The organism is Streptomyces sp. V4I2 (genome assembly GCF_030817655.1).
In the GTDB taxonomy this organism is placed as follows: Bacteria; Actinomycetota; Actinomycetes; order Streptomycetales; family Streptomycetaceae; genus Streptomyces; species Streptomyces plumbiresistens.
The window spans coordinates 3,552,821-3,568,557 of the sequence record NZ_JAUSZM010000003.1 but is presented as its reverse complement, the minus strand read 5'-3'; the positions used below and the strand labels follow the sequence as shown (position 1 = coordinate 3,568,557).

Sequence of the window (15,737 nt, the reverse complement as noted above, 5' to 3'; positions counted from 1 at the left end):
TCCCGCACATCCCGCACCTCCCGCACCTCCCGCCGAACCGCACTCCTCGCCCTCCCCGCCGCCGTCCTGCTCGCCCTGATACCGAGCACCGCGTCCGCGTACCCCAACCCCGGCCGGGTCACCGGCGACGTCGTCGTCCACGACCCGACGATGATCCGCAACTCGGCCGGCCGCTACCTCCTCTACGGCACCGGCGGCGGCCTCGGCTACAAGACCTCCACCGACCGCGTCGCCTTCACCAACGGCGGTGACGCCTTCTCGGCCAAGCCGGGTTGGTGGTCGTCGTACGCCACCGAGGCGTGGGCGCCGGACATCTCGTACCAGGGCGGCAAATACCTGATGTACTACGCCGTCTCGACCTTCGGGTCGAACAAGTCGGCCATCGGGCTCGCCACTTCGAGCACCGGGCTGCCGGGGTCGTGGAGCGATCAGGGAATCGTCTACACCTCCACCACCTCCAGCGACTACAACGCCATCGACCCGAACCTCTTCGTCGACGGCGACGGCAAGTGGTGGCTCTCCTTCGGCAGTTGGTGGACCGGCCTGAAGATGATCCAGATCAACCCGTCCACCGGCAAGCAGCTCTCCACGAACACCACCCGCTACTCGATCGCCTCCCGCCCGACCGGCACCAAGGCCGTCGAGGCGCCCTCCATCGTGAAGCGGGGCGGCTACTACTACCTCTTCGCCTCGTACGACACCTGCTGCGCCGGTACGAGTTCGACGTACAAGGTCAAGGTCGGCCGCGCCACGAGCGTCACCGGGCCGTACTACGACAAGAACGGCGTCTCGATGACGAACAACGGCGGGACGCCCGTGCTGGAGACCCACGGGAGCGTCATCGGCCCCGGCGGACAGTCGGTCATGAGCGACTCCGACGGGGACCTGATCGTCTACCACTACTACGACGGCAACGACAACGGCACGCCCAAGCTGGGCGTCAACCTTCTGAACTGGAGCACCGGATGGCCCGTCGCATACTGACCCTGCTGGCAGCGCTGCTGCTGGCCCTGTCGCTCGGGCAGTCGTCCGCGAGCGCGGCGTCATTCACCAACGCGATCAAGACGCAGAAGGGCGCCGACCCCTGGATCTCGTTCTACAACGGCAACTACTACATGGTGACGACGAGTTGGACCGACGTCATCACCATGCGCAAGTCCGCCACCCTCGCCGGCCTGGCCACCGCGCCCAGCGTCCAGGTGTGGAAGGGCGACGCCGCCTCCCCGGGCTTCAACACCTGGGCGCCCGAGCTCCACTTCCTCAACGGCCGCTGGTACCTGTACTACGTCGCCGGGCAGAACGTCTCCGACTACAACCCGACACAGCGCACCCACGTCCTGGAGAGCGCGGGCTCGGATCCGATGGGCCCGTACACGTACAAGAACCAGCTCAACTCCGCCTGGATGCTGGATCCGACGGTCGCCACCATCAACGGGCAGCTGTACCTGTTCGGCAGCGCGACCGGAGGAGGCACACAGAACCTCGTCGCGGCGCGGATGTCCAACCCGTACACCCTCGCCACCGGCTTCTCCACCATCTCCACGCCGACCAACTCCTGGGAGAGGTCCGGCGGTACGGTCAACGAGGGGCCGGAGATCCTCCAGCGCGGCGGCAAGACCTTCCTGATCTACTCGGCGAGCGGCTGCTGGACCCCCGACTACAAGCTCGGCCAGCTCACCCTCACCGGGTCCGATCCGCTGTCCGCGTCCTCCTGGACGAAGAAGTCCACGCCGGTGTTCCAGCGGAACGACGCGGCCGGGGTCTACGGGCCCGGGCACAACGGGTTCTTCACCTCGCCCGACGGCACCGAGAACTGGATCGTCTACCACGCCAACGACTCCGCCTCGGACGGCTGCGACAACGGGCGTACGACGCGGGCGCAGAAGTTCACCTGGAACGCGGACGGCACGCCGAACCTCGGTACGCCGGTCGCGCTCGGGGCGAGCATGACCGGGCCGTCCGGTGAGCCGTCCGCCGCCTCGACGACGTACACCATCAGCAACCGCAACAGCGGCAAGTGCCTGGACGTCGCAGGGAGTTCGACGGCCGACGGTGCCAATGTCCAGCAGTACGCGTGCAGCGGCGGCAACAACCAGAAGTGGCGGATCCAGGATCAGGGCGACGACACCAGCCGGCTGGTGAACGTGGCGAGCGGCAAGGTGCTCGACACGGCCGAATGCTCCGCCGCCGACGGGGCCGACCTGCGCCAGTGGTCCTGGCTGAACAACACCTGCCAGCGGTTCCGGTTCCTCGCCACCGACGGCGGCTACGTCAGGATCGTGAACCAGGCCACCGGCAAGGTCGCCGACGTCGAGAACTGCTCCACCGCGGACTCGGCCGACGTACGCCAGTGGTCGTGGCTGAACAACACCTGCCAGCAGTGGAGGCTCAACCCGGTTTAGGACAGCCCACCAGGGGCGGATTCTCGCCCCCGCCGCCCCTTCCCGTCCCGTCCCTGGGGGCTGCGCCCCCAGACCCCCCTTCGGCCCTGAACGGGCCTCGTCCTCAAACTCCCCCAGAGGGGGACCCCCAGACGGGCTGATTTCAGCCCCTCCGGCGTTTGAGGAGCGGGGGTTTGGGGGCGGAGCCCCAGAAGGTCGGGAACGGGAAGGGGCGGCGGGGGCGAGACCGGTCTCAGCCGGCCTGGCCCATCCCCGCCGCGTTCGGCCAGCTCTGGGCGTTGGGCCAGCCGGTCGCCGGGGCCGCCGTCAGGTCCTGGGCGGAGGAGCTCGGGGCGGTCATGCCGCGGACCTGGGCGGCGGTGAGGCCGCCGCGGGCCGGGACGCCCGGCGGGGTCTGCCCCATCGCGGCGGCGGGTGCGGCGGCCGCCGCGGGCATCGGAGCGGGCATGGGCGCGGGCATCGGAGCGGGAGTGGGCATCTGCGGCGGTACCGGAGTCGGGGCCGGGTAGCCGACCGGCTGCGGGGCTGCCTGGGCCACCGCCGGCATCGGCATCCCGGCCCCGAACGGCTGACCCGGCTGAGCGGTCTGCGCCGCGGCGGGCATCGGCATGCCGGCGCCGACGGACGGGGCGGACGAGAACCCCGGCGCGGCGGCCATGGCCTGAGCGGCGAGGCCCTGCATGCCGGCGCCGTTGGTGGCACCGACCAACCGGTCAACTGCCGCCGTACCCGAGCTGTAGCTGGTCCCTGTAGCCAGCTCGGGCACGGCGGCTCCCCTCCTGGTCCCGTAGAGCACCTGTTCCAGGCCGGACACCAGGCGACGCACGTCCACCTGGGGGCGCACCACGAGTCGCAGGAAGCGGCTTGAGGAGCCGATCTTGTTGCCGCACTCGCGGACGAGGATCCGGTGCTCGGTGAGCATCCGGTCCCGGACCACGGTGCCTTCGGCGCCCACCGGCAGGCGTACGAAGAGGAAGTTCCCCTGGGAGGGGTAGACGGTCAGGCCGGGCAGGTTCGCGAGCTGGCCGGCCATGTCCAGCCGGTCGCGGCGGACCTGCTGGAGGCTCTGCGCGTACTCGGCGCCGTGCTCCTTCAGGATGAACACCACGTGCTCGGCGAAGGAATTGAGGTTCCACTTGGGGAGCATCGAGCGGATCCGGCCCGCCAGGGCCGGGTTGGCGACCAGGTAGCCGAACCGTATGCCGTGCAGGCCGAAGTTCTTGCCGAGGCTGCGCAGGACGACCACGTTGGGCCGCAGCATGGCCTCGTGGACGACGCTCGGCTCGACCTCCGCGTCCGCGAACTCCAGGAACGACTCGTCGATCACGACCAGGTCCAGGTCGGCCATGGCGTCCATGAACTGCACGACCGCGTGCTTGTGCAGGAAGCCGCCGTCGGGGTTGTTCGGGTTGCAGATGACGGCCACCCGGGTGCCGCGGGCGCGGATGAACTCGGCGTACTGGGCGAGGTCCAGGGCGAAGCCGCTGGACTCCTGGAGCGGGAACATGTCGACCCGCTTGCCGGTCTCCATCGGCTGGTCGGTCCAGCGGCCGAAGGTGGGGACGGGGATGGCGAGGGACTCGCGCACCATCAGGTGGTCGATCCAGGTGATGAGTTCGGTGGAACCGTTGCCCATCGCCACGCACTGCGGCGGGAGTTGGAGCAGACTGCACAGCTCGGCCGTGATGGTGTCGGCGCTGCTCGGGTAGTACGTGATGATGTCCCGCAACCGGGCCGCCATGTCGTCGAACATGGCGGGAGTGGGGAAGTAGGGGTTGCAGGGGATACAGAAGTCGACCGGGCCGGCCCCTTCGCCGCCCTCACGGGTCAGCGCCGCCATCGACGGGCTGTGCGCCGCGGTGCTGCGGAACAGCGAGGTGACGTTGTCAGCCAAGGGAGCCTCCGTATGGGGCGGGCCCGGTGGGGACGACCGGGCCCGTCGTCTTGGGTGGCCCGCGCGGGGGAGCACGGGCCGCCCTTACATACGGAGGCTGGGGTGGCACTGTTCAACCGCTGAGAAACGGGTAAGAACTTGTGCGCCACCTGTGAAGAGGGTCATGCGTGGAACGAGTGCACTGTCGTCGTCCGGTACGTCTGCCCAGGTCGCAGCATCGTAGAGGGGAATGACGGCTGGTTCGGCGAGTCCGGGAAGTGCTGGGTCTCCAGGCAGAGGGCGTCGCCCTGGCGGTAGACGGTGCCGCCGCTGCCCACGAGGGTGCCGTCGAGGAAGTTGCCGGAGTAGAACTGCAGGCCCGGCTCGGTCGTCGCGATCCTCATGGTCCGCCCGGAGGACGGGTCCTTCAGCGTCGCGATGTGCTCCGGCTCGCTCGTGATCCCCTTGTCGAGGACGTAGTTGTGGTCGATGCCCTTGCTGTACAGCAGCTGCGGGTGGGCGGCCCGGAGGTCCTCGCCGACCGTCTTGGGGCGCCGGAAGTCGAAGGGGGTGCCCGCCACGTCCGCCATCTCCCCGGTGGGGATCAGCCCCGAGTCGACCGGCGTGTAGCGGGAGGCCGCGATCTCCAGCTCGTGGTCGTAGATGCTGCCGCTGCTCTCGCCGGCCAGGTTCCAGTAGACGTGGCTCGTGAGGTTGACGACCGTGGGCTTGTCGGTGGTCGCCTCGTAGTCGATGCGCCAGTCGCCCTGCCCGGTGAGGGTGTACGTCACCTTCGTCGCGAGAGTGCCGGGGTAGCCCATCTCGCCGTCGGCGCTCGTGAGGTACAGGTACAGGCCGACGTCGGAGCCCGCGGTGAACGGCTCGACGTCCCACACCCGCTTGTCGAAGCCCTGGGCGCCGCCGTGCAGGCTGTTGGCGCCGTCGTTGACGTCCACCTGGTGGCTCTCGCCGTCCAGGGTGAACCGGCCCTCGGCGATGCGGTTGCCGTAGCGGCCGATCAGCGCGCCGAAGTACGGGCTCCCCGCGACGTAGTCCTCGATGGTGTCGAAGCCCAGGGAGACGTTGGCGTACCGGCCCTCGCGGTCCGGGATCTCCAGGGACTGGACGACGCCGCCCCAGGAGAGGACCTTCAGGCGGGTGCCGCCGTTCTCCAGGGTCCAGCTGTGGACCTCCGTGCCGTCGGCGAGCTTGCCGAAGAGCGACTTCACCGGCTTCCTGCCTCCCGTGGAAGTGGAAAGGGCCCCGCCTGCCGGCGGGGCCCCTGGGCTCTGGCCCGGTCGTTTACGAACCGACCTTGCGCTTGTTCCAGACGTCGAATCCGACCGCCGCCAGCAGTACCAGGCCCTTGATGACCTGCTGCCAGTCGGTGCCGATGCCGACCAGGTTCATGCCGTTGTTCAGCACGCCCAGGACCACACCACCGATGATCGCGCCGAGGACGGTACCCACACCGCCGCTCATCGACGCGCCGCCGATGAAGGAGGCCGCGATGGCCTCCAGCTCGAAGTTGAGGCCGGCCTTGGGCGAGGCCGCGTTGAAGCGGGCGGCGAAGACCAGACCCGCCAGGGCCGCGAGCATGCCCATGTTGAGGAAGACGAGGAAGGTGACCTTCTTGTCCTTGACGCCCGACAGCTTGGCGGCGGGCAGGTTGCCGCCGATCGCGTAGATGTGCCGGCCGATGATCGCGTTGCGCATGATGTAGCCGAAGCCGACGACCAGGATGCCGAGGATCAGCAGCACGATCGGGGCGCCCTTGTAGCTGGCGAGCAGCATCGTGACGGTGAGCACCGCGGCCACCAGCGCGACGAGCTTGAGCGCGAAGAGCTTGGCGGGCGGCACCTCGAGGGCGAACTCCTGCTGCCGCTTGCGGTCGCGGAGCTCCTGGAGCACCACGAACACGATCACCGCGAGACCGAGCAGCAGGGTGAGGTTGTGGTAGTTGGTGTCCGGGCCGACCTCGGGCAGGAAGCTGTTGGCGACCTTCTGCAGGCCCTCCGGGAACGGGCCGATGGTCTGGCCCTCCAGGAAGATCTCCGTGAGCCCGCGGAAGGTCAGCATGCCCGCCAGTGTCACGATGAACGACGGGATGCCGAGATACGCGATGAGGAACCCTTGCGCGGCACCGGCCGCCGCTCCGATGGCCAGACACATCACCAGGGCGATGGGCCAGGGGATGTCGTGGTTGACCATCAGCACGGCTCCCACCGCGCCCACGAACGCCGTCAGCGAGCCGACCGACAGGTCGATGTGGCCCGCGATGATGACGAGCATCATGCCGATCGCGAGGATCAGGATGTAGCTGTTCTGCAGGACCAGGTTGGAGACGTTGCGCGGCAGCAGCAGGTCACCGTTGGTCCATACGGCGAACAGCACCACGATCAGACCGAGGGCGAACAGCATGCCGTACTGCCGCATGTTGCGGCGCATGCCGTCCAGCATCAGGTGCAGCAGGCTGTCACCGGTTGCCGAACCGCCCTTGCCGGGCGGCGCGGGGGCCGGCGTCTTGGCGGTCAGGTCCGTGCTCATCGGGTTACCTCTTTGTCCTTTGTCATCTGGCGCATCAGTGATTCCTGCGAGGCCTCGGCCCGCGAGAACTCACCGGTCAGCCGCCCCGCGGCCATCGTGTAGATGCGGTCACACATGCCCAGCAGCTCCGGCAGCTCCGAGGAGATGAAGACGACCGCCTTGCCCTGGGCGGCCAGCTGGTCGATGACCGTGTAGATCTCGTACTTGGCGCCGACGTCGATACCGCGCGTCGGCTCGTCCAGGATCAGTACGTCGGGACCCGCGAAGATCCACTTGCTGAGGACGACCTTCTGCTGGTTGCCGCCGGACAGCTTGCCCACCGGCTCGAAGACGGTCGGTGCCTTGATGTTCATGGACTTGCGGAAGCCCTCGGCGACCTGCCGTTCCTCGTGCTCGTCGACCACACCGCGCTTGGCGACCTTGCCCAGCGCGCTGAGCGAGATGTTCCGCCCGATGGTGTCGATGAGGTTGAGGCCGTAGTGCTTGCGGTCCTCGGTGACGTACGCGATGCCGTGCTTGACCGCCTCCGGGACGGACTTCGTACGGATCTCCGTGCCGTCCTTGAGGACCGTGCCGCCCGCGTACCGGCCGTAGGAGCGCCCGAAGACGCTCATCGCGAGTTCGGTGCGGCCGGCGCCCATGAGGCCCGCGATGCCGACGATCTCCCCGCGGCGCACCTGGAGCGACACGTCGTCGACCACCTTGCGCTGCTGGTCGATCGGGTGGTGCACGGTCCAGTTGCGGACCTCCAGGGCGGGCGCCTGGTCTTCCTCCGGCTCGTGCGGGGAGCGCTCCGGGAAGCGGTTCTCCAGGTCGCGGCCGACCATCCCGCTGATGATCCTGTCCTCGGTCGTCTCCGCCGCCTTCACGTCGAGCGTCTCGATGGTGCGCCCGTCCCGCAGGATCGTCACCGAGTCGGCGACCTTGCGGATCTCGTTCAGCTTGTGGGAGATGATGATCGCGGTGATGCCCTGCTTCTTCAACTCCAGGATGAGATCCAGGAGTTTGCCGCTGTCCTCGTCGTTCAGAGCCGCGGTCGGCTCGTCGAGGATGAGCAGCTTCACCTTCTTGGACAGCGCCTTGGCGATCTCCACGAGCTGCTGCTTGCCCACGCCGATGTCGGCGACGCGGGTCTCCGGGTGGTCGGAGAGACCGACCCGGCGCAGCAGCTCGCTGGCGTGCTTGAGGGTGTCGTTCCAGTTGATGAACCCGCGCGCGGCGTGCTCGTTGCCGAGGAAGATGTTCTCCGCGAGGGAGAGGTAGGGCACCAGGGCCAGCTCCTGGTGAATGATCACGATGCCGTGATGCTCACTGGCCCGGATGTCCTTGAACTCGCAGACGTCACCCTCGAAAAGGATCTCGCCCTCGTACGTGCCGTGCGGGTGGACGCCGGAGAGGACCTTCATCAAGGTCGACTTGCCGGCGCCGTTCTCCCCGCAGATGGCATGGACCTCGCCCTGCTGGACGGTCAGTGTGACGTCCGACAGCGCTTTTACGCCGGGAAAGGTCTTGACGATCGAGCGCATTTCCAGGACGGGTCCCGCCATGGTCGTGCCTTCCAATCACTAGGGGGGTGGCGGTTACTTCAGGTCGCTTGCCTTGATGTAGCCGGAGTCGACGACGACCTTCTGGTAGTTGGCCTTGTCGACGGCGACCGGCTCCAGCAGGTAGGCCGGGACGACCTTCGAGCCGTTGTCGTACGTCTTGGTGTCGTTCGTCTCGGGCTTCTTGTCGTTCAGCAGCGCGTCGACCATGTTCGAGGACACCTTGGCGAGCTCGCGGGTGTCCTTGTAGACGGTCATCGACTGCTGGCCCGCGATGATCGACTTTACCGAGGCGACCTCGGCGTCCTGGCCGGTGACGACCGGCAGCGGCTTGCTCTTGGAGCCGTAGTCGTCCGACTTCAGCGCGGAGAGGATGCCGATGGAGATGCCGTCGTAGGGCGACAGGACCGCGTCGACCCGCTCGCTCTTGTAGGCCGAGGTCAGGATGTCGTCCATGCGCTTCTGGGCGACTCCGCCGTCCCAGCGCAGGGTGCTGACCTGGGTCAGCTTGGTCTGGCCGGACCGGACGACGAGCTGCTTCTTGTCGATGTAGGGCTGCAGGACGTTCATCGCGCCCTGGAAGAAGTAGCGGGTGTTGTTGTCGTCGTTCGAGCCGGCGAAGAGCTCGATGTTGAACGGGCCCTTCTTGCTGCCGTCCTTCAGGCCGAGCTTCTCGACGATGTAGTTGCCCTGGAGCTCGCCGACCTTCTCGTTGTCGAAGGAGGCGTAGTAGTCGACGTTCTCGGTGCCGAGGATAAGGCGGTCGTAGGAGATCACCGGGATGTCGGCGTCCTTGGCCTGCTGCAGGACGTTGTTCATCGACTTGTTGTCGATGGCCGCGATGATCAGCGCCTTGACTCCCTGCGTGATCAGGTTCTCGACCTGGGAGACCTGCTGGTCCGGGTCGTCCTCGCCGTAGACCAGCTTGGTCTTGTAGCCCTTGGACTCCAGGTTCTTGACGACGTTGTTGCCGTCGGCGATCCAGCGCTCGGAGGACTTGGTGGGCATCGCGATGCCGATGGTGGCGCCCTCGGAGCTGCCGGAGCCCTCCTCGCTGCCGCCCTCGCCGCTCTGGCCGCAGGCGGACAGGGTCAGGGCGAGGGAGGCAGCGCCGGCTATGGCGGCGAGTGAGGCTCGGCGAGTACGCATGATCATCATCCTTGATGTGTGGGGCTGGCTCGGTCTGGCGATGCGGGGACGCTGCCTGGCGCGGTGCGAGGTGCTGACCGAAGAAGGGGTGTGTGGGATTGTGTGCGGCTGCGTGGTCTTTTGTGAAGGGGCGTTGTCCGGAACGTTATGAGGGCGTTTCGAATCGATGCAGATCACCGGGCAGCCGCGAGCCCAGCGGAGCCATGTCGCCGTCCGCTCCGTGCCGCGCCAGCAGGTCCAGCGCGAGCCGGCCGCGCCGCACCCGTTCCCGGGCACTGTTCAAGGTCACGTCGCGCATGTGATGGCCGTACGGGTAGATCCCCGGGGCCTTCGACAGGCCGAACTTCAGATAGATCGGTGCGCCGCGCCGGATCAGCTCGGCGACCTCGTACATCCGCACATAGCCGCCGAGGTCGTCGGGAGCCTCGATGTACATGTCCATGGGAGCGGCGGAAACCCGCCGGATCTCGGTGAGGTGATCGAGCGTCAGATCGCTCGGCACGTTGATCGAGTCGCCGCCGAGGTTCTCGTACACCGCGTACGCGGCCGGGTTCACGGGCCCAATGAGGGCGCTCACCTTGAGAGTTGTGTCGGCCGGGATGATCCCGGCCAGCCGCGCCCGGTGCAGCGTCCACAGCACGCCCTCGTCGGCGACCAGCAGACACTTGACGCCCAACTCGGTTGCCCGGACGGCGTCTTCGACGCATCCGGCGACCGCGTCGTGGCCGCGGGCACGCAGGCCGCCGCCGCGCGAGTCGGTCCGGGTCGAGCCGCCGATGTCCCAGGTGCCGCGCGGGCCGGTGAACAGACAGAGCTCGATGTCACGCTCGCCGGTGGACTCGACCATCTCGGTGATCTCCGAGTCGGTCAGCATCCACACGCCGCTGCCCTGGCTGATCCGGTGGATCGGCACGTCGAGGCGGGAGGCCTCCTTCAGGACGACGGCCAGCGCTTCGGGACCCTCGCAGGAGGGAACTTCGGTGCGCCAGCTGCCGCCGCTGGGGAAGGTGTGCGGTGAGGCGTCCGCGGGGTCGAGGGCGGGCGCGCCCAGGCCGAGGGTGGTGAGTGCCTGCTCACCGGGCCTGCGGGCCGCCGTGGTGGAAGCGTCGGTCACTGTCTGTCCTTCTGTTCGGTATTTCGGACGAAGTTCGCGGCTCAAGGCGTGGGGGCTGGGTGTACGCCGGTACGGAAGCCGTCAGGTCGCCCCCGTACCGGCGTACGTCTAGGGGCGGAGCAGGACCTTGCCCACCTTCGGATCGCCGGATCCCACCAGCTCGATGGCCTCGGGGAACCCGTCGAGCGGCAGCTCGTGCGTGACCAGCGGCAGCGGATCGAGCAGTCCCGCCCCGAAGACCCGCACCGTGTGTGCCCAGGCGTCCGGCGGCGCACCGAAGACGGTGTGCACCTCCAGCTGCCGTACGACCAGGTCGGTCGGGTCCAGGCCCTCGGCGCCCGGCGCCGGGATGCCCGTCAGGACCAGGCGTCCGCCGCGCCTGAGCAGGGAGGCGGCGGTGCGCGCGGCGGACGCGGACCCGGCGGTCTCGATGACGACGTCGAAGTCGTCCGGGAGCGGCTGGTCCTTCGTACGGAAGTCGCTGGCGCCGAACTGCCTCGACAGGGCCTCGCGGTCGGTGCGTGTGCCGACGACCAGCAGCTCCGCCGGGGAGCCCGCCTTCAGGAACTGCACGGCGAACATGCCGAGGGTGCCGGTGCCGACGACGGCCACCCGCTCACCCGGCCGCGCGTTCGCCTTGATCGCGGCGGCCGCGATGCACGCGGCCGGCTCCAGCAGGGCCGCCGCCGTCAGGTCGGCGTCGTCCGGCAGGGCGTGCAGCAGCCGGGCGGGCAGGGTGAGGGTGGTGGCCATCGCCCCGGGCTGGGTGAACCCGGTCTCCTCGTATCCCGCCGTGCACAGGGTGGTCTCGCCCGCGTGGCAGCGGTCGCAGACCTGGCAGTTGCGGAAACCCTCCCCGACGACCTTCCGGCCGACGAGCGCCTCGGGGACCCCGGCGCCGACCGCTTCGACCGTGCCGGACCACTCGTGGCCCGGGGTCAGCGGGTAGCGGACGTACCCCTCGGGCCGGTTGCCCTGGTACACCTCGCGGTCGCTGCCGCAGATGCCGACGGCGTGGACGCGCACCAGCGCCTCGCCCGCGCCCGGCTCGCGGGGCGCGTGCGGGGCGAGGCGGTGCTCGCCGGGCGCCTCGACGACGACGGCCGTGCTCACTTGGCGCCCTTCGGCTTCCGCTGCTCCCAGCCGTCGGCCCACAGGTCGAACCGGGCCTGCTGCTGCGGGAACTCTGCGGCGGCGTCGACGTCCAGCTCGACACCCAGACCGGGGGCGTCGGAGAGGTGGAAGTACCCGTCGATCACCTCGGGCGCCCCCTTGACGACCTTCTTGATCTCCGCGTCCGCGAAGTCGTTGAAGTGCTCCAGGATCTTGAAGTTCGGCGAGGTGAAGCCGACCTGGAGGGAGGCGGCGGTGAGGACCGGGCCACCGACGTTGTGCGGAGCGACCAGCACGTAGTGCGTCTCGGCCGTCGCGGCCAGCTTCCGGGTCTCCCAGATACCGCCGATGTGACCGACATCTGGCTGGATGATGTCGACGGCCTGGCTCTCGAAGAGCTCGCGGAACTCGATGCGGTCGTGGATCCGCTCACCGGTGGCGACCGGGATGTCCACCTTGGCGGCGACCTTCTCCAGCGCCTTGAGGTTCTCCGGCGGTACGGGCTCTTCCAGCCACGCGGGCTTGAAGGGCGCGAGGTCCTTCGCCAGCCGGATGGCCGTGGCGGGGGAGAAGCGGCCGTGCATCTCCAGCATCAGCTCGGCGTCCGGCCCGATGGCGTCGCGCACGGCCTCGATGAGGGAGACGGCGTACAGGCTCTGCTGGTGGTCCAGCTCGAAGTGCCCGGTGCCGAAGGGGTCGATCTTGAGCGCCCTGTACCCGCGCTCCATGACTCCCTTGGCGGCCTTGTGGTACGCCTCCGGGGTCCGCTCGGTGGTGTACCAGCCGTTGGCGTAGGCCTTGACCTTGTCGGTGACCTTGCCGCCCAGGAGCTGCCACACCGGCACCCCGAGGGCCTTGCCCTTGATGTCCCAGCAGGCCATCTCGATGACGGCGATGCCGGACATCACGATCTCGCCGGCCCGGCCGTAGTCGCCGTACTTCATGCGCTTGACCAGATCCTCGACAGCGAACGGGTCCGACCCGAGAATGTGGTTCTGCTCCGCCTCGCGCAGATAGCCGAGCAGCGCGTCGGTGTGGCCCAGCATGCGGGTCTCGCCGACGCCGGTGAGTCCCTCGTCGGTGTGCACCTGGACATAGGTCAGGTTCCGCCACGGCGTCCCGACCACGTGCGTGCTGATTCCCGTGATGCGCACGGTACTCCCTAAATCCTGGCTTGTTCGAGATATCGTCGCTTGTTCGAAATGCTGTCGCGACAGTAAAGACGACCCGGTCGGAGTGTCAATGGTTCGAACCCACAACGGTTCCGGTGCGCCGACCGGGGCGGCCGGCGACGGTCCGGTCGTCCCGGCTTTCACGCCCGCACCCAGGGACGTTACCGGTCACCCGCCGGTCGGGGTGGCCGCTCGGCGCGTTATCCAACCGTGACGACCACCCTGACGCAGACCTCTTGACCCACGGGAATTGTTAGCGCTCACAATGACCTCCGCATTCACCAGTCGTCGTCCCATGGCATCCAAGGAGGTGTGAGCGTCGTGTCGGCAGTGCCTCAACCCGCCTTCCCGCCCGGTGTCCTGGGGCTCTCCGGAACCCCGGCGTGAAGCAGACGGCACAGAACCACCCGCCCGGCCCGCAGGACCCACCGGCAGCCGACCACCAAGGAGGTGCGGCCGTGAACCACACTCAGCTCCGGCCGCCCACCATGGCCGACGTGGCACGCCTGGCCGGTGTGTCCCACCAGACCGTGTCCCGCGTACTGGGGGATCACCCCAACGTGCGGGACGAGACACGGGCCCGGGTGCAGCGTGCGATCGAGGAGATGGGCTACCGCCGCAACTCCTCCGCACGGGCCCTGGTGACCCGGCGCACCCGCACCCTGGGTGTCGTCGCCTCCAACACCACGCTCTACGGACCGGCCAGCACGCTGTTCGCGCTGGAGGAGGCGGCGCGCACCGAGGGCTATGTCGTCTCGACGGTCAGTCTGCGCAGACTGACCGTGGAGACACTGTCCGAGGCCCTGGACCACCTCAGCCAGGGTGGGGTGGAGGGAGTGATCGCCCTCGCCCCGCAGCGGTCGGCGGTCGAGGCCCTCGCCGAACTGCGCCAGCCCTTCCCGGTGGTGGCCGTGGGAACCGGGACCGGCGTGGAGATCCCCAGCGTCAACGTGGACCAGCGCCTGGGCGCGCGGCTGGCCACCGGTCATCTGCTGGCCTCCGGTCACCGTACGGTCTGGCATCTCGCCGGACCCGAGGACTGGCAGGAGGCGGTGGACCGGGTCGACGGCTGGCGGGCGACCCTCGAAGAGGCGGGTGTCGAACCACCGCTGCCGCTGGGGGGTGACTGGAGCCCGCTGTCCGGCTACCGTGCGGGCCAGGAACTGGCCGGCTGGGTGGGCCGTGGCCTGACCGCCGTCTTCGTCGCCAACGACCAGATGGCACTGGGGGTGTTGCGGGCTCTGCGTGAGGCGGGAGTGCGCACCCCCCAGGACGTCGCGGTGGTCGGCTTCGACGACATCCCGGAGTCGGAGTTCTTCGCTCCGCCGCTCACCACCGTCCGGCAGGACTTCGCGACGGTGGGCAAACGGAGCATCGCCCTGCTGCTGGACCTCATCGAGGGCCGGCCCCCCTCCGGGACGTCCCGCGTCGCCATCGAACCTCAACTCGTCGTCCGCGCCAGCACTTTCCCGTACGTCCCGCAACCGGGGAACGCTCCGGGCTGACGCGGCACTACCGCACCAACCGCACCAACTGATCGACTCCCACCACCGGTGCGGACGAAATCTCGAACAATGATCGACAGGCTGGACGCAGTGCGGCCGGTCCCATCGAGTACCAGTGGTCCATCCCCGGACCGGCTCTTCAAAGGAGAAGACCCATGCTCAACAGAAGGAACTTCCTCACCGCGGCGGTCGGCGTGGCGGCTGCGACGGGCCTGGCGGCCTGCGCCAAGGAGGACGACAGCCCCGCGGGCTCCACCTCCGGCGGCAGCAAGGCGCTCGTCCTCGGCTTCTCCCAGGTCGGCTCGGAGAGCGGCTGGCGCAGCGCCAACACCGACTCGGTCAAGTCGGCGGCCAAGGAGGCGGGTTACACCCTCAAGTTCTCCGACGCGCAGCAGAAGCAGGAGAACCAGATCTCCGCGATCCGCAGCTACATCACCCAGGGCGTGGACGTCATAGCCTTCTCGCCGGTGGTCGTCACCGGCTGGGACGCGGTGCTGAAGGAGGCCAAGGCCAAGAAGATCCCGGTGGTCCTCACCGACCGCTCCGTCGAGACCTCCGACGAGTCCCTGTTCGTCACCCTCGTCGGCTCCGACTTCACGGACGAGGGCCGGCGCGCCGCCAAGATCCTGGAGAAGGTCCTGGAGAAGGCCGGCCACAAGGGCGCCGTCAAGATCGCCCAGCTGGAGGGCACCACCGGTGCCGCCCCGGCGATCGAGCGTGCCAAGGGCTTCAAGGAGGTCATGGAAGCCGACCACGCCGACGACTGGAAGATCGTCGTCAGCCAGACCGGTGACTTCACCCGCGCCGGCGGCAAGCAGGTCATGGCCGCCTTCCTCCAGTCCAACCCGGACATCAACGTGCTCTTCGCGCACAACGACGACATGGGCATCGGCGCCATCCAGGCCATCGAGGCGGCCGGCAAGAAGCCCGGCAAGGACATCCTGATCGTCACGATCGACGGCGTGAAGGACGGCTTCGTGGCCATGTCCGAGGGCAAGATCAACGCCATCGTCGAGTGCAACCCGCTGCTCGGCCCCCAGCTGATGGAGGTCGTGCAGAAGGTCAAGGACGGCGAGACGGTCGAGCGCTGGATCAAGACCAAGGAGGGCGACTTCATGCAGGACCAGGCCAAGGCCGCCCTCCCCACCCGCAAGTACTGACCGACCGCACCCACCGGCAGGAGCCTCCGGCCGACCGAAGCCTCGGTCGGCCGGGCCCTCTTGCGGTCCAGCCCGAACCGACCCCTTCCGGGGGCGAAACGAACGTAATACAGGCCAGGTAAGTGAATGTCCCCACTGGGCAAAGCCGGTGGTCCCGC

General features: G+C 68.5%; 12 protein-coding genes. 4 read left to right on the top strand and 8 right to left on the bottom strand.

Translation table 11 applies throughout. The features are described from left to right. The first annotated feature begins 66 nt into the window (after window positions 1-66). Entirely contained in the window at window positions 67-984 is a 918-nt protein-coding gene (locus QFZ76_RS17080) for an arabinan endo-1,5-alpha-L-arabinosidase (protein WP_307680033.1), read from the top strand. Then, window positions 966-2,402, top strand: a complete 1,437-nt coding sequence (locus QFZ76_RS17075; RefSeq protein ID WP_307674554.1) for a family 43 glycosylhydrolase — start codon at window positions 966-968, stop codon at window positions 2,400-2,402. Before QFZ76_RS17080 ends, QFZ76_RS17075 begins: the two co-directional genes overlap by 19 nt. A 232-nt stretch (window positions 2,403-2,634) precedes the next feature. On the opposite strand, the gene QFZ76_RS17070 is transcribed toward QFZ76_RS17075, so the two are convergent. The 8 genes from QFZ76_RS17070 to QFZ76_RS17035 form a co-directional block, all read right to left on the bottom strand. Next, window positions 2,635-4,296: a histidinol-phosphate transaminase gene (locus tag QFZ76_RS17070; RefSeq protein ID WP_307674553.1), complete on the bottom strand. Its 1,662-nt coding sequence runs from the start codon at window positions 4,294-4,296 to the stop codon at window positions 2,635-2,637. A gap of 161 nt (window positions 4,297-4,457) precedes the next feature. Next, complete coding sequence (locus QFZ76_RS17065; protein WP_307674552.1) at window positions 4,458-5,504, bottom strand: aldose epimerase family protein; 1,047 nt, start codon at window positions 5,502-5,504, stop codon at window positions 4,458-4,460. 73 nt (window positions 5,505-5,577) lie between these two features. Further along, the gene (gene mmsB / locus QFZ76_RS17060) at window positions 5,578-6,822 is read right to left on the bottom strand and encodes a multiple monosaccharide ABC transporter permease (protein WP_307674551.1); all 1,245 of its coding nucleotides are present in this window, start codon (window positions 6,820-6,822) and stop codon (window positions 5,578-5,580) included. After that, window positions 6,819-8,369, bottom strand: coding sequence for a multiple monosaccharide ABC transporter ATP-binding protein (mmsA, locus tag QFZ76_RS17055; RefSeq protein ID WP_307674550.1), 1,551 nt, complete (start codon window positions 8,367-8,369; stop codon window positions 6,819-6,821). The genes mmsB and mmsA overlap by 4 nt, the downstream gene beginning before the upstream one ends. A gap of 33 nt (window positions 8,370-8,402) precedes the next feature. Beyond that, on the bottom strand, window positions 8,403-9,515 hold the full coding sequence (gene chvE / locus QFZ76_RS17050) for a multiple monosaccharide ABC transporter substrate-binding protein (RefSeq protein WP_373464307.1): 1,113 nt from the start codon (window positions 9,513-9,515) through the stop codon (window positions 8,403-8,405). Between the two features lie 145 nt (window positions 9,516-9,660). Continuing rightward, window positions 9,661-10,629, bottom strand: coding sequence for a hypothetical protein (locus QFZ76_RS17045; RefSeq protein WP_307674548.1), 969 nt, complete (start codon window positions 10,627-10,629; stop codon window positions 9,661-9,663). A 108-nt stretch (window positions 10,630-10,737) separates the two neighbouring features. Continuing rightward, window positions 10,738-11,742, bottom strand: coding sequence for a zinc-binding dehydrogenase (locus QFZ76_RS17040; protein ID WP_307674547.1), 1,005 nt, complete (start codon window positions 11,740-11,742; stop codon window positions 10,738-10,740). After that, complete coding sequence (locus QFZ76_RS17035) at window positions 11,739-12,896, bottom strand: mandelate racemase/muconate lactonizing enzyme family protein (protein WP_307674546.1); 1,158 nt, start codon at window positions 12,894-12,896, stop codon at window positions 11,739-11,741. Before QFZ76_RS17035 ends, QFZ76_RS17040 begins: the two co-directional genes overlap by 4 nt. A gap of 476 nt (window positions 12,897-13,372) precedes the next feature. Between QFZ76_RS17035 and QFZ76_RS17030 the strand changes: the two genes are divergently transcribed. Together QFZ76_RS17030 and QFZ76_RS17025 are read left to right on the top strand one after the other, a co-directional pair. Continuing rightward, a complete protein-coding gene (locus QFZ76_RS17030) occupies window positions 13,373-14,419 on the top strand; it encodes a LacI family DNA-binding transcriptional regulator (RefSeq protein WP_307674545.1) in 1,047 nt (348 codons plus the stop codon). A 155-nt stretch (window positions 14,420-14,574) separates the two neighbouring features. Continuing rightward, window positions 14,575-15,579 carry an ABC transporter substrate-binding protein gene (locus QFZ76_RS17025; protein WP_307674544.1) on the top strand — a complete coding sequence of 335 codons (1,005 nt, stop codon included), beginning with the start codon at window positions 14,575-14,577 and terminating at the stop codon, window positions 15,577-15,579. Window positions 15,580-15,737 lie beyond the last annotated feature (158 nt).